Source organism: Aromatoleum sp. (assembly GCF_036675785.1).
Taxonomy (GTDB): Bacteria; Pseudomonadota; Gammaproteobacteria; order Burkholderiales; family Rhodocyclaceae; genus Aromatoleum.
In genome coordinates, this window is the sequence record NZ_JAKFEF010000065.1 from 1 (window position 1) to 13,131 (window position 13,131).

General features: G+C 68.1%; 12 protein-coding genes and 1 pseudogene. 3 read left to right on the plus strand and 10 right to left on the minus strand.

Annotation, left to right across the window (positions count from 1 at the left end; all coding sequences use genetic code 11):
* From V6M37_RS13510 to V6M37_RS13540, 7 genes and pseudogenes are all read right to left on the minus strand, one after another.
* Positions 1 to 363 (minus strand): annotated as a pseudogene (locus V6M37_RS13510) (flagellar hook-length control protein FliK); the annotation flags it as partial.
* A 63-nt stretch (positions 364 to 426) separates the two neighbouring features.
* Positions 427 to 753 (minus strand): flagellar protein FliT, encoded by a 327-nt coding sequence (locus tag V6M37_RS13515; RefSeq protein ID WP_332674099.1) that lies wholly within the window; start codon positions 751 to 753, stop codon positions 427 to 429.
* A 9-nt stretch (positions 754 to 762) separates the two neighbouring features.
* A complete protein-coding gene (fliS, locus tag V6M37_RS13520; protein ID WP_332674101.1) occupies positions 763 to 1,176 on the minus strand; it encodes a flagellar export chaperone FliS in 414 nt (137 codons plus the stop codon).
* Between the two features lie 18 nt (positions 1,177 to 1,194).
* A complete protein-coding gene (gene fliD / locus V6M37_RS13525; RefSeq protein WP_332674102.1) occupies positions 1,195 to 2,622 on the minus strand; it encodes a flagellar filament capping protein FliD in 1,428 nt (475 codons plus the stop codon).
* Between the two features lie 16 nt (positions 2,623 to 2,638).
* Entirely contained in the window at positions 2,639 to 3,031 is a 393-nt protein-coding gene (locus tag V6M37_RS13530) for a flagellar protein FlaG (protein ID WP_332674104.1), read from the minus strand.
* Positions 3,032 to 3,106: 75 nt separating this feature from the next.
* Positions 3,107 to 4,279: a flagellin gene (locus V6M37_RS13535; protein ID WP_332674106.1), complete on the minus strand. Its 1,173-nt coding sequence runs from the start codon at positions 4,277 to 4,279 to the stop codon at positions 3,107 to 3,109.
* Between the two features lie 405 nt (positions 4,280 to 4,684).
* Positions 4,685 to 6,484 carry a GGDEF domain-containing protein gene (locus V6M37_RS13540; RefSeq protein ID WP_332674108.1) on the minus strand — a complete coding sequence of 600 codons (1,800 nt, stop codon included), beginning with the start codon at positions 6,482 to 6,484 and terminating at the stop codon, positions 4,685 to 4,687.
* A 208-nt stretch (positions 6,485 to 6,692) separates the two neighbouring features.
* On the opposite strand from V6M37_RS13540, the gene V6M37_RS13545 reads away from it, so the two are divergent.
* Both V6M37_RS13545 and V6M37_RS13550 read left to right on the plus strand, forming a co-directional pair.
* Positions 6,693 to 8,117: a DUF2868 domain-containing protein gene (locus V6M37_RS13545; RefSeq protein WP_332674110.1), complete on the plus strand. Its 1,425-nt coding sequence runs from the start codon at positions 6,693 to 6,695 to the stop codon at positions 8,115 to 8,117.
* Entirely contained in the window at positions 8,110 to 9,498 is a 1,389-nt protein-coding gene (locus V6M37_RS13550) for a DUF3482 domain-containing protein (protein ID WP_332674112.1), read from the plus strand. Before V6M37_RS13545 ends, V6M37_RS13550 begins: the two co-directional genes overlap by 8 nt.
* A 129-nt stretch (positions 9,499 to 9,627) precedes the next feature.
* Here V6M37_RS13550 and V6M37_RS13555 read toward each other — a convergent pair whose 3' ends face one another.
* Entirely contained in the window at positions 9,628 to 9,789 is a 162-nt protein-coding gene (locus V6M37_RS13555) for a hypothetical protein (RefSeq protein WP_332674113.1), read from the minus strand.
* Between the two features lie 179 nt (positions 9,790 to 9,968).
* On the opposite strand from V6M37_RS13555, the gene V6M37_RS13560 reads away from it, so the two are divergent.
* Positions 9,969 to 10,319, plus strand: a complete 351-nt coding sequence (locus V6M37_RS13560) for a type II toxin-antitoxin system prevent-host-death family antitoxin (protein WP_332674114.1) — start codon at positions 9,969 to 9,971, stop codon at positions 10,317 to 10,319.
* A 117-nt stretch (positions 10,320 to 10,436) separates the two neighbouring features.
* On the opposite strand, the gene lpdA is transcribed toward V6M37_RS13560, so the two are convergent.
* On the minus strand, positions 10,437 to 12,254 hold the full coding sequence (gene lpdA / locus V6M37_RS13565) for a dihydrolipoyl dehydrogenase (RefSeq protein WP_332674116.1): 1,818 nt from the start codon (positions 12,252 to 12,254) through the stop codon (positions 10,437 to 10,439).
* Positions 12,255 to 12,266: 12 nt separating this feature from the next.
* On the minus strand, positions 12,267 to 13,131 hold an 865-nt coding region (locus V6M37_RS13570), incomplete at its 5' end, for a 2-oxo acid dehydrogenase subunit E2 (protein WP_332674117.1).

Here is a 13,131-nt window from a genome sequence, read left to right on the forward strand (position 1 = left end):
GGTCGCGCTGAGATTCGGTTTAACGCCAGCGCCGGCCTCATCGGACGCGCCCGGCTGCTCCGCCGCGTGCTGCGCGACGAGCGCCTTCGCAGTGTTGCGCACGACGACGAGTTCGAGCGTGTCGCCGGCCTTCGCGGACGTGTTCAGCGCGAGCGTATAGGATTTGCCGGCGACGATCGCCTGGAAGGTCCCGTCGGGCAGCGGGCGCGTCAGCGTCGCGGTGAAGCGCTCGCCGGGCAGGAGTTGCGGAAGGCGCGCCTGGATCTCGCGGACGCGCGCCGTGCCGCTCACCGGCGGCTCGCTGTCGAAGAAGCTCGCCTCGGTCAGCATCCGGAGGCGGGCGGCGAGGTCGGACGGGATCATCGGTCAGCGTGCTCCGTCGTCGTGTCCCCGGAACGGCGACAGCGCGTCGCCGGTTTCCGTGAATCAGGGGCCGTAGGCGGCCCGCACCGCGCGCTCGCGGGACGATCCCGAAAGCAGCTTGCGTGTACTCGCGAGCCATGGCTCGACGTGGCGCCGGATTTCGCGATCGTTTTCGAGCATCTGCGCGGCGAGCGCCGCCTTGCGCAGCTGCTCGGCCTGGGTGAGGGTTTCGGCTTGCTGCCCGTTGGGCTCGATGCGCATCAGCTTGTCGCGCACCGCCGCCATCCCGCGCTCGAGCGCCGTCAGCCGATCCCAGTCGTTCGCGCGCGCGGCGTCGAGCATGCCCGCTGAGACCGCCGCCATCGATTCGAACAGCGAAAGCGTGTTCATCCCCGCACCTTACGCCGCAGCGGTCGCACGAGCGGCCGGCGCAATACCTTCCCACGCTTCCCGCAGTCCATGCAGCAGACCGCTGACCTCGTCGAGCGCGGGTCGGCTGTTGTGCAGGTTCGCGTACAGCAGGCGCTCGCTCATGTAGTCGTAGAGCGCGGACAGCCGCGCCGCGAGTTCGCCGCCGGCGTCCTGGTCGAGGCTCGCCTTCAGGCCGTTCATGATGATCTCGATCGCCTTCGAAATCGCTTGGCCCTTGGTGGGGATGTCCTTCCTGTCCATCGCCGACGTGGCCGTCGCGATCGACAGGATCGCGCCGTCGAACAGCATCAGGATCAGTTTGTGCGGGTCTGCGGTCGTGACCCCGGTTTCGACGCCGACCTTCGCGTAGGCCGCGGCGCGGTTCTGCAATGCACCGAACATTTTTGCCCGCTCCGTTGTTTAACGAGTGCTGTAGTTGGGAAGGTTCGCAAGCTGCTGAGACAGGTAGCTGCTGGTCTGCGTCATGCTCGCGATCATCGAGTCGAGCGCGGTGAATTGCGCGCGGTAGCGTTTTTCGATGCCCTCGAGGCGCGATTCGAACGCGATCCGCTGCTTGTCGATCAGCTTGATCGACGCATTGATCCCGTCGGTACGGCCGGCGAGCAACCCGTCGCTGTCGATGAAGGCTTTCAGGCCCTCCGACACGGTCTCGCCTAGCCCCTTGACGCCGGCCGCGCCGGCAAAAAACGCCGCTACGCCCCGGGCCGGATCCTTCAGCGCCGCGTCGAGCTTCGCGCCGTCGGTCGCAAGCTTGCCGTCGGTCTGGAACGTGATGCCGGTCTCGGCGAGCTGCTTCGTATCGCCGAGCCCGCCGAGTGCGCTGCCGACGAGATCGCGCAGCTTGTTCTGCGCGCTGCGCGCGGTCGAGTCGCCGGTCAGCGTCGCGGCGGTCTTCGTCGCCGCGTTGTAGTTGGTCAGGTTCTTCAGCAGGCCGTGCGTGTCGTTGTATGCCTTGACGAACGCGTCGATCGCGCTGCGCGCACCGGTCTTGTCGTCGGCGACCGCGAGGGTTGCTGCCGCGGTCGTCTCCTTCGTCAGGGTCAGCGTGACGCCGTCGATCGCGTTCGCGACCGTGTTGATCGCGCGCGTAATCGCGATGCCGTCGACGGTCAGCTTGGCGTCGCGCGACGCCTGCACGGACGAAGTCGTCGGCGAGGCGGTCGGGGCGGCCGGGTCGAAGCTCAAGCCTATCGTGCCGCCGATACTGAACGCCTGCGTCGCCCCGGTTTCCTTGCCCGTGATGACGAGCTGCTTCGCGGTGCCGTTGTCGACGAGGCTCGCCGACACGCCGAGGTCCGCCTTGTTGATCGCGTCACGCAGGTCCTCGATCGTCTTGCCGGTGAAACTCAGCGTCTTCGTCTCGCCTTCGCCGGGCACGAACTTGCCGTCGACGACTTCGCCGGCAACGAACGCGCCGTCGACGAGTTTGCCGAAGCGGATGTCGAGGGTTTTCGCTTCGACGCTGCCGTCTGCCGGCACGAACTCGACCGCGGCGTCGCTCGCGACGCGCTGCTTCGTCGCGAGCGCTTCGACCTGCACCGAATAGTTGCCGGTTGCGGCGCCGGCGGCGGTGCTGGCGGTGAAGCCCGCGTCGTTGCCGGCCGTCGCTTTCGTTGCGGCAAACTTTGCCGCATCCTTCAGCGCGTTTGCCGCCGTCTGCAGCGACGATAGGCTGCTCTTGATCTGGCCGAATGCGGACAGCTTCGACTGGAAGCCCGCTTCCTTCTTCGCCATCGCGGTGAGCGGCTGGCGTTCGACGGCCATCAGCTGCGACACCATGCCGGCGATGTCGAGACCGGAACCGAGTCCCGCTGCGGTCAGGGCCATGATCGTTCTCCTGCGGTCAGGCTTTTTGCTGGATCAGCACGCCTTGTAGTTTGTCGAGCGCCTTCGTGATCGCAAGCACTTCTTCGGACGGAATCTGGCGGATGACTTCGTCGGTCGTCGCATCGACGACCTTCACGACCGTGCATTCGGTGTCTTCGTCGATGGAGAAAAGCAGGTTCTGTTCCACCGGCGCGATTGCGGCGCGCAGTTCATTGACCGCATGCAGCAGCGCATCGCGGGCGGAGGCCGCGGGCTGCGTGGATTCGGACGCGGCGGCTGAAGGTGCCGTGGGGCTGCGCACCGCCCCGATGCCCTCCGCGGCGGGAGGCAATGGGACCGCCGGCGCCGCGCGGGGGCTGAGCGACGGATCGACGAGCGGCGGGTTCGCTGCGATGCTCTGGATGCTCATGGCGCACCTCCTCTATGGGCCGAAGGCGCGGGGCCCTTGGGAGCGCCGCGCCTTCATGATGCCGGTCGTGCCGGGTTAGCCGCGGAGCAGGCTCAGCACGTTGTTCGGCAGCGAGTTCGCCTGCGCGAGCATCGCGGTACCGGCCTGCTGCAGGATCTGGCCGCGGGTCAGGTTCGCGGTCTCTGCGGCGAAGTCGGTGTCGACGATACGGCTGCGGGACGCCGAGAGGTTTTCGGTCGTCGTCTGCAAATTAGCGATAGTCGAACTGAACCGGTTCTGAACCGCGCCTAGATTCGCGCGGGACTGGTTGACCGACTTAAGCGCGTTGTCGATCTGGGCGATCGTTTGCTGCGCATTCGTGAAGGAACTCACCGTCAGCGCAGTGATGCCCGTCGTCGAAGTCGAAGCGCCATTCGCGCCGGCGAAGCCCGCCGCCACCACGGTCGCGCCCGCGCCCGCAAACGTCATTTGACTGGCGTTTGAGTTGGTCAGCGTGATATCGCCCGTGACGGCGTCGTAGGAGGCCCCGACCCCAGTCTGGGCAGAGACGCGATTGATCGCTTCGGTGACCTGTCCGGCTCTCTCCTGTGCGTTGGCGGCGGCACCGATCGCGCCGAGGCTCACCGCGCCATCGCCGTCGCCGCTATCGAGGGTCAGAGCACCGTCGGCGATTGCGGTCGCAAAACCGGTCAGGGCGCTGGCATTGACGGTCGCGGTATAGCGGGTGAGCGTTCCGCCGAGCGAAGCGGTCTGCGCGTTCGCGATCGAGTCGACCGTAATCGTCTGACCGGCGTCGGCGCCGACCTGGAACGCGATACCGGTAAAGCTGCCGTCAATCAACTTCTGTCCGTTAAAGCTCGTCTGCTCCGCCACGCGCTGAATTTCCGCCTTGAGCTGAGTGACCTCGGTGTTCAGAACGTCCCGATCCGCCTGGGTGTTCGTTCCGTTGGAAGCCTGCACGGCCAGTTCGCGGATCCGCTGCAGGTTGTTGCCGATCTCGCCGAGAGCCCCTTCGGCGGTCTGCGCGAGCGAGATGCCGTCGTTTGCATTACGAGTTGCTTGGTTCAGGCCACGGATCTGGGCGCTCATTCGATCCGAGATGGCGAGGCCGGCGGCGTCGTCCTTCGCGCTGTTGATGCGTAGGCCCGACGACAGGCGTTGCAGCGAGGTCGCGAGCGACGTGCCGGACGTGTTCAGGTTGCGCTGGGCGTTGAGCGAGGCAACGTTGGTGTTGATGACTTGTGCCATGATGTTTCTCCTAAGCGAGAGAGGACTTCCGTTATCCCGGCTTCATGCCCGTTTTGCATCTTCGTCGGGGCGATTCTGTCTGCCGTTGAGTTCATTAACGGATGGGCCTTTGCGAACTTTAATCAATTTGCTGCACCGTTTTTCCCGGTTTACAAGGTTGTCAGCAGGTTGGATTGGGGCCGAAGGCAGCACGCAAGGGCCGCGACCGGGGGCCGCTTCAGTTGAAGGATGCGGAGATGGTCGAGGGGCGGACGGCGGACGGCGCGGCCGGGACAAGCTGGTAGGCGACGACCGCTACGCGTTGCGGCGCGACAGGCCTGCCGGCGGGGGCCTGACGGTAACGACGAGTCGGGCGCCAAGAGAGGGAAGGGCGCTGCGGGCGAGTTCCCCAAGTCGCGCCGGCCTTCAGGTCGCGGGTGCGGCGACGACCTTGTTCTTGCCTGACTGCTTCGCGTCGTACATCGCCCGGTCGGCCCGTGCGAGGACCTCGTCGGCCGATTCGGCTTCACCCCATTCCGTGACGCCGGCGCTGAAGGTGATGAGGAGTTTGGCCTCCTCGAACAGGAACAGCTCGCGCGTGAGTTCGCGCTGCAGGCGGACGAGGGCCTGGGCGGCGCCGTCGAGGTCCGTCTCCGGGTAGAGCAGCACGAACTCCTCGCCGCCGTAGCGCGCGAGGGTGTCCTGCGGGCGCAGGTTCTTGCGGACGATGCCGGCGAGATGGATCAGCGCTTCGTCGCCGGTCCGGTGTCCCCACGCGTCGTTGATCTGCTTGAAATTGTCGACGTCGAGCAGCGCGACGCTGAGCGGTTCGCGGTGGCGGCGGGCGCGCGAGGCTTCCTTGTCGAAGGTTTCCTCGAACCCGCGGCGGTTCAGCACGCCGGTGAGCTGGTCGTGTCGCACGAGGCGGCTGCTTTCGTCGAGTTCCTGCTGCAGTTGCGCCATCCGCGTTTCGGCTTCGCGCGCACGTTCGCGGGTGGCCTGCAGTTCGTCGCGGGAGCGGCGCGCTTCGTCGCGCAGCGCGAGGGTGTCGCGCATCACTTCGTTGAGCACGCCGCCGATCTCGGCGATGTCGCGGGCCTCGGCGATGCGTGCGGCGCATCGGCCGATGCGGTCGTGATAGCTGCCGGTGGTTTCGGCAAAGCCGGCGAGGTGGTCGATGAGGCCGGCGAGCATTTCCTTCAGCGAGCGCTGGGCCTCGGAGTGGTTGTGCTTGAGCTGGCTCTGCTTGTAGATGACTTCCTTCAGGCGCCGCTCGGCGTCATCGATCAGTCGCACGTCGGCGGGCTTGGCGACGACGTCGCGCAGCACTTCGACCTGGCCGTGCAGCCAGCGGTCGTCGATGACGATCTGGTCGATGTTCTCGAGCAGCAGACGCAGGAGCGACAGCAGCCCGCCGTGCACTTCGGCGCGGTCACCGGCGACCATTTCGAGGCGGTACGCGAACTTGCGCAGCTGCTTGCCGATGACGTCGAGGTCGCCGGGATCGGCAGTGCGGCGGACGGACGAGGCGAACGCGCCGGCCTCGGCGAGGAGGTCGGGCTGGTCGGCGAGCAGGGCGGGAACGACCGATTCGAGCGCCAGCAGCAGGAGGTTGCGCAGCGCGCGAACCATCTCGGCGGCGTCGGCGGGGGCGACGGCGCGGATGTCGGGAGGGGGGGGCGCGACCGGCGCGGAGGGCGGCGCGACGACGGGCGGGACGGCGTGGCGCGCAGTCCCGGCTTCGGGATCCCCCGGCGTCTGCGCCCACGAGCGGACGAGCGCCTGCAGTCGGGAGTGGAGCGTTGCGGAGTCCCCCGATGCGAGCACGCGTTCGAGCGATTCGCGCTTGCGCGCGACCGTCCACCCGAGATGGCGCGCTTCCCACTGGCGCAGCAGGCCCGCGATGAGGTCGTTCCACGCCGGCGGCTCGTCGAGGCGCCGGTGCTTGGCGTATTGCGTCAGTGCCTGTTGCGCAGCGTCGGGATTGCGCTCGGCGATCGTCTGGTCGACCTTGCGGGCGAGGCGGATGCGCTCCAGGGTGTCGCGCGGCAGCTCACCGGCGAGCGAGCGGACGAAGTCTTCGGGGAAGCCGACCTCGTCGTCCGCCGTCTCGGCGACCTCGTGATACAGCGCGCGGAAGTTCGCCGGCGTCGGGGGCAGGCGGCGAGCCGCGAGCAGGCGAAGGACTTCGCGGGCGATCGCCGAAGGCTGGGTCGGAGCGGGCATCGAGGCGGAATCCTGCCGGTGTCTCTTATCGTTTGGTTGCTCGGGTCGCGCGCGGACCTCGCGTTGCCACGAGGCGTTACGCAGCGGACGCTGTATGCGCGCCCTTCGCCACGTTACGGCTTGTACTACCAACGGATTATGCATCAGCTACCGCGTGGACGCCGTCTTCGACAATCCGGCTATCCTGTCGCCCTTGCATGGAGCTGGAGTGATCTTGCATAGCCCGGATTCCCTTCGACTTTCATCGTTCGAATTGCGCTGGCTCGCCGAGGCGCTGCGGCGGCGCGAGGAGCGCTCCGGCCCGCTCGAAGATCGGGAAGCGGTTGCCGCCGCCTGCACCGCCGGCGGCGGCCTCGAAGCGCGTGTGCTTCGACGGGCGCAGGTGCTGGGCGAACGGGAAGGACTGGCCGCGGGGGTCACGTCGTGGGTCGGGCGGGCGCGACTCGCGACGCTGCTGTTGGGTGCGCTCGCGCTGGCGAGCGGATTCGGCGCGGCCGTGGCGGTGCTCGGCGACGGCACGCGGGCGGTGAACGTCGTCTGGGCGCTCGGCGGCTTGCTCGGGATCCATCTGCTGAGCCTGCTGCTGTGGCTCGCCGGCTTGGGGCTCGGCGGCCGGGACGGCGGCGGCCTGCTGGGCCGCGCCTGGCTGGGCTTGTCGTCGCGCTTGTCGGGTGCGCGCGAGACGGTGGATGTCACGCAGGCGCTCGTCGGGTTGCTCGGCCCGCCGCGGCTGCTGCGCTGGTGGCTCGGCGCGGTGACGCACGGCGTGTGGCTTGCCGCCCTGGCGGGCGCGGTGGTCGGTCTGATCGTGACCCTCGCGACGCGCCGCTACGGCTTCGTGTGGGAGACGACGATCCTGCCCGCGGACGCGTTCGTGCGCGCCGTGCGGCTCGTCGGCGGGCTGCCCGCGCAGTTCGGATTCGCGATGCCTGACGCCGAGGCGGTACGCGCGAGCGGCGACGCGGTGCAGTCCGGCGAGGCGGCGCGCATCGCGTGGTCGTCGTGGCTGCTCGGGTGCGTCGTCGCGTATGGCGTTGTGCCGCGCCTGTTTCTCGCGAGCGTCTGCTTCGGCCTGTGGCGTTCCGGGCGGTCGCGACTGCGGATCGATGTCGCGCTTCCGGGTTACGCGGTGCTCGTGCCGCGACTGATGCCGGCGAGCGAGCGGATCGGCGTGACCGATGCCGATCCGGGCCGGATGCCCGGGCCGCATGTCGAAGGACGCCGCAGCGGCGGAACGGGTCGCGCAATGCTCGTCGCGCTCGAGCTCGCCGGACAGGCCGACTGGCCGCCGCCATTGCCGCCCGGCGCGAGCGACGCCGGGGTCGTCGACAGCCGCGAGGATCGCAAGCAGGCCGTCGCCGCGCTGCGCGCAGATCCGCCGGCGCGCCTGCTCGTCGCGTGCGACGCGCGGCAGTCGCCGGACCGCGGCAGCCTCGAATTGATCGCCGAGCTGTCGCGGCATGCAAACGACAGCCGGGTCTTGCTCGTCGGCGCAGGACAGATGGACGCGGGCGACCGGCGCCAGCATTGGCGCGACGGCCTGCGCGGGATCGGCATGGCGTCGGAGCGGGTCGACGACAATCCGGCGCGCGCGCTCGCCTGGCTAGGGGCGACGGAGCGTGAAGATGGCTAGGTCGCTGCGGATTGCCGTCGTCGGCCACACGAACACCGGCAAGACGTCGCTGCTGCGCACGCTGACGCGCGACACCGGGTTCGGCGAAGTGTCGAGCCGGCCGAGCACGACGCGCCACGTCGAGGGCGCCCGGTTGCTTGCCGACGGCGAAGTGCTGGTCGAACTCTACGACACGCCCGGTCTCGAGGATCCGATCGCGCTGCTCGAACGGGTCGAGGCGATCGAGGCCGATGCGGGCGAGGACAAGCGGCTCGACGGCTTCACGCGCATCGAACGCTTCCTGCAGACGCCGGTCGCCGGCCGGCGCTTCGAGCAGGAAGCGAAAGTGCTGCGCCAGATGCTGGCGAGCGACGCGGCGTTCTACGTCGTCGACGCGCGCGATCCGGTGCTGGCGAAGCATCGCGACGAGTTGGCGATCCTCGCGAATTGCGCGATCCCGTTGCTGCCGGTGCTGAACTTCGTCCTCGACCCGGCGGCCGACGAATCGTCGTGGCGGGAAGCGCTCGCGCGGCTCGGCCTGCACGCGGTCGTGCGCTTCGACACGGTCGCGCCGGAGCGCGGCGGCGAACGCCGGCTGTACGAAAAGCTCGCGACACTCGTCGACGAGCACCGGCCTGCGCTCGAACGGCTCGTCGCGTCGCGCGAGCGCGAGGCGCAGGCGCGACACGCGGCCGGACTGCGCGTCCTCGCCGAACTGCTCGTCGATGTCGCGGCCGCGCGCGCGACCGTTGCGGCCGACCCGGAATCGATCCGGGCCGCGGTGGCGGAGCTTCACGAGAAGGTGCGCCGGCGCGAGCAGGTCGGCGTCGACGCGCTGCTGACGCTGTACCGTTTTCGTCGGGACGATGTCGACGCCGCGGCGCTGCCCCTGCTCGATGGACGCTGGGAGAACGATCTGTTCAATCCCGAAACGTTCCGGGCGATGGGGATTGGCTTGGGCACCGGGGCGGCTGCCGGCGCCGCGGCCGGAGTCGGCATCGACCTGATGCTCGGCGGATTGACCCTCGGCACCGCCGCGCTCCTCGGCGCGATCGCGGGCGGAGGCTGGCAGGCGATGCGCCAGTTCGGCGACCGCGTTGTCGAGAGGCTGCGCGGCCAGCGGGAGCTCAGCGTCGACGACGGCATCCTGCGGCTGCTGGCGGTGCGCCAGATGCGGCTGCTGCGCGCGCTCGAAGCACGTGGCCATGCGGCGATCGCACCGATTCGGCTGGTCGATCCCGCCGAGAAGCAATGGCGCGAAGGACCGATCCCCGAACCGCTGTTGCGCGCGCGGGCGCACAGCGACTGGTCGGCGCTGTTCGAGCCTCGCGCCGACGGACCTGGGCGCGAGGAAACAGTGACCGCCCTCGCAGAACGTCTCGCGAACGCGCCGGAAGGATGAAGCACCAGAAGTGCGCCGGGAACGTCCACGAGGAAAACCGAGGTAAGGGCGGCGTGAGGAAAGTCCGCGGGAAAACCGCGAGGCTCGACGCGAGCCGCTGAGCGCAAACGTCTCCTGCGGCGGCGCTGCTCAGATTTCCTCGGACGCCGTGCGCGCGTAGGTGCGCAGCAGCCAGACGACGGAAATCGCGACCACCATCAGCGCGGCACTTTCTCCGACATGCCCGGTGCCGAGCAAGAGTCCCGCGCCGCTCCCGCAGCCCATCAATAGTCGGTCGATCCAGGTTTCCATAACAGTCTCCGTGCGTGGCCTTCGCGGGCCTCATCGAATTGGATGGAGGTGTAAGAATATACAGTATACGGCCCGGACGCGAGCGAGCCGTTCGTGCCGCCGCCGAGAGCTGTCGCGGTGATTACAAGATGACCATCCGAGCCAATAATTCAGTTCGAATAGACCCGAAACGACGGGGCATGAAGACGGTGACGGTTGTCGAGGCGAAGTCTCATCTGTCGTCCCTGCTCGCCGAGATTGAGGCGGGCGAGGAGATTGTCATCACTCGGCGCGGCAAGCCTGTCGCGCACCTCGTGGCCGAGACGCAGGCGCGGGAGTTCGACTGGGCGGCATTGCATGAATGGGTCGGAGCCGGGTTGATCGGAAAAGGACTGACGGTCCCTGCCGATTTTCGGGCAGCCGCGTTGCTGATCGACGGCCCGGTTGCGCTGCGCAGCGGGGATGCGCTCCATCTTGCGGTGGTCCGCCGGCTCGGGGCAGACCTGGCAAGCCTCGACCGGCGCCTATGGAGGCGGCGGCAAACGCGATAGGCCAGGTCGAACTCGGCCGGCCGTCGCGCCCGTCGGCATAGGACAGCGGAAAAATCGAAGGCGCTGAAATGGCACGGGGGCGCCGAAGCGCCCCCGTTTACCTAGTTTCGGTCGATCCTATTTCCTGCGTACCGGCGGAATATCCGTGCAGCTGCCGTGCGCGACTTCGGCCGCCATGCCGATCGTCTCGCCGAGCGTCGGGTGCGGGTGGATCGTCTTGCCGATGTCGACCGCGTCCGCGCCCATCTCGATCGCGAGGCACACTTCGCCGATCATGTCGCCGGCGGACGGCCCGACGATCGCGCCGCCGATCACGCGATGCGTCTCGGCGTCGAAGATCAGCTTCGTGAAGCCGTAGTCGGCGCCGTTCGCGATCGCGCGGCCCGAGGCCGCCCACGGGAACTTCGCGGTCTCGACCTTACGGCCTTCCTTCTTCGCCTGCTCTTCCGTGAACCCGACCCACGCGACTTCGGGGTGCGTGTAGGCGACGCTCGGGATCACCGTCGCGTCGAACGCCGACTTCTCGCCCGCGGCGACCTCGGCTGCGACGTGCGCCTCATGCACCGCCTTGTGCGCGAGCATCGGATTACCGTTGACGTCGCCGATCGCGAAGATGTGCGGCACGTTCGTGCGCATCTGTGCGTCGACCTCGATGAAGCCGCGGTCGGTGACGACCACCCCCGCCTTGTCGGCGCCGATCTTCTTGCCGTTCGGGCTGCGCCCGGCGGCCTGCAGGATCATGTCGTAGCGCAGCGGCTCGGCGGGTGCTTTTTCGCCTTCGAACGTGACCCACAGGCCGTCGTCCTTCGCTTCGACCGCCACGGTCTTCGTCTTCAGCATGACATTGTCGAAGCGGCGGGCGTTCTGCTTCTCCCACACCTTGACCGCGTCCGCGTCCGGCCCCTGCATCAGCCGGTCGAGCATCTCGACGACGTCGACGCGCGTGCCGAGCGTCGAATAGACGGTCGCCATCTCGAGGCCGATGATGCCGCCGCCGATGACGAGCATCTTCCCGGGCACGAAGCGAAGCTCCAGCGCGCCGGTCGAATCGACGATGCGCGGGTCCTTCGGGATGAACGGCAGATGCACCGCCGACGAGCCCGCGGCGATGATGCATTGCTTGAAGCGCACGACCTTCTTCTCGCCGGTCTTGTCCTGGCCGGTGCCGCCCGTGACTTCGACTTCGACGTGGTTCGGGTCGAGGAAGGTACCGAAGCCGCGCACGACCTCGACCTTGCGGCCTTTCGCCATGCCGGCGAGGCCGCCGGTCAGCTTGCCGACGACCTTGTCCTTGTGCGCGCGCAGCGCGTCGATATCGACTTCCGGCTTCGCGAACTTGATGCCGGCGGCCGCCATGTGATCGGCCTCGTCCATCACCGCGGCGACGTGCAGCAGCGCCTTCGACGGGATGCAGCCGACGTTCAGGCACACGCCGCCGAGGGTCGCGTAGCGTTCGACGATGACGGTCTTGAGGCCGAGGTCGGCCGAGCGGAACGCCGCCGAGTAGCCGCCGGGGCCGGCGCCGAGCACGAGCATGTCGCACTCGATGTCGAACGAACCTGCGTACGCTCCGGCGTGCTGCGCCGCGGTCGGCGCGGGAGCGGGCTGGGCCGGCGCGGCTTGTGCCAGAGCCGGTGCGGCCGAAACCGGCACCGCCTTCGCTTCGCCTGCCCCGGCCGGCGCGGCGCCCGCGCCTTCGGTCTCGATCTTCAGCAGCACCGCGCCTTCGCCGACGCGGTCGCCGACTTTCACGAGCACTTCCTTGACCACGCCCGCCACCGACGACGGCACGTCCATCGTCGCCTTGTCGGACTCGAGCGTGCAGATCGACTCGTCGACCTTGATGCTGTCGCCCGGCTTCACGAACAGCTCGATGACCGGCACGTCGGAGAAATCGCCGATGTCCGGGACCTTCACTTCAACGGTCTGACTCATGTCGCGGCCTCCTTACAGCATGACCCGACGGAAGTCGGACAAGAGTTGCGCGAGATAGACGTTGAAGCGCGTTGCGAGCGCGCCGTCGATGACGCGGTGGTCGGCGGTCAGCGACATCGGCAGCGTCAGGCGCGGCACGAAAGCCTTGCCGTCCCACACCGGCTTCATCACCGACTTGTTGACGCCGAGGATCGCGACTTCGGGGGCGTTCACGATCGGCGCGAAGTAGGTGCCGCCGATGCCGCCGAGCGACGAGATCGTGAAGCACGCGCCCGACATGTCGGCCGGGCCGAGCTTGCCGTCGCGCGCCTTCTTCGCGAGTTCGCCCGATTCGGCCGCGATGTCGAACACGCTCTTCTTGTCGGCGTTCTTGACCACCGGCACGACCAGCCCGTTCGGCGTGTCGGCGGCGAACGCGATGTTGAAGTACTTCTTGTAGACCAGGTTGTCGCCGTCGAGCGAAGTGTTGAACTCGGGGAACTGCTGCAGCGCGCGCACCGACGCCTTGATGATGAACGCGAGCATCGTCAGCTTCTTGCCGGACTTCTCGTTTTCCTTGTTCACCGCGACGCGGAAGGCCTCGAGGTCGGTGATGTCGGCGTCCTCATGGTAGGTCACCGCCGGGATCATTACCCAGTTGCGCGCGAGGTTCTGGCCGGAGATCTTCTTGATGCGCGACAGCGGCTTCGACTCGATCTCGCCGAACTTCGAGAAGTCGACCTTCGGCCACGGCAGCAGGTTCAAGCCGCCGCCCGTGGCGACGCCCGAGCCACCGGTGCCGCCCTGCAGCGCTCCCTTCACGAACTCCTGCACGTCTTCCTTCGAAATGCGGCCGCCGCGCTCGCTGCCCGCCACCTGCGACAGGTCCACCGCCACC

What these genes read in the sequence shown, in the direction of transcription:
- V6M37_RS13515 (WP_332674099.1), bottom strand. Translation starts at nt 753, where the DNA reads ATGAACACGCTTTCGCTGTTCGAATCGATGGCGGCGGTCTCAGCGGGC.
- fliS (WP_332674101.1), bottom strand. Translation starts at nt 1,176, where the DNA reads ATGTTCGGTGCATTGCAGAACCGCGCCGCGGCCTACGCGAAGGTCGGC.
- fliD (WP_332674102.1), bottom strand. Translation starts at nt 2,622, where the DNA reads ATGGCCCTGACCGCAGCGGGACTCGGTTCCGGTCTCGACATCGCCGGC.
- V6M37_RS13530 (WP_332674104.1), bottom strand. Translation starts at nt 3,031, where the DNA reads ATGAGCATCCAGAGCATCGCAGCGAACCCGCCGCTCGTCGATCCGTCG.
- V6M37_RS13535 (WP_332674106.1), bottom strand. Translation starts at nt 4,279, where the DNA reads ATGGCACAAGTCATCAACACCAACGTTGCCTCGCTCAACGCCCAGCGC.
- V6M37_RS13540 (WP_332674108.1), bottom strand. Translation starts at nt 6,484, where the DNA reads ATGCCCGCTCCGACCCAGCCTTCGGCGATCGCCCGCGAAGTCCTTCGC.
- V6M37_RS13550 (WP_332674112.1), top strand. Translation starts at nt 8,110, where the DNA reads ATGGCTAGGTCGCTGCGGATTGCCGTCGTCGGCCACACGAACACCGGC.
- V6M37_RS13555 (WP_332674113.1), bottom strand. Translation starts at nt 9,789, where the DNA reads ATGGAAACCTGGATCGACCGACTATTGATGGGCTGCGGGAGCGGCGCG.
- V6M37_RS13560 (WP_332674114.1), top strand. Translation starts at nt 9,969, where the DNA reads ATGAAGACGGTGACGGTTGTCGAGGCGAAGTCTCATCTGTCGTCCCTG.
- lpdA (WP_332674116.1), bottom strand. Translation starts at nt 12,254, where the DNA reads ATGAGTCAGACCGTTGAAGTGAAGGTCCCGGACATCGGCGATTTCTCC.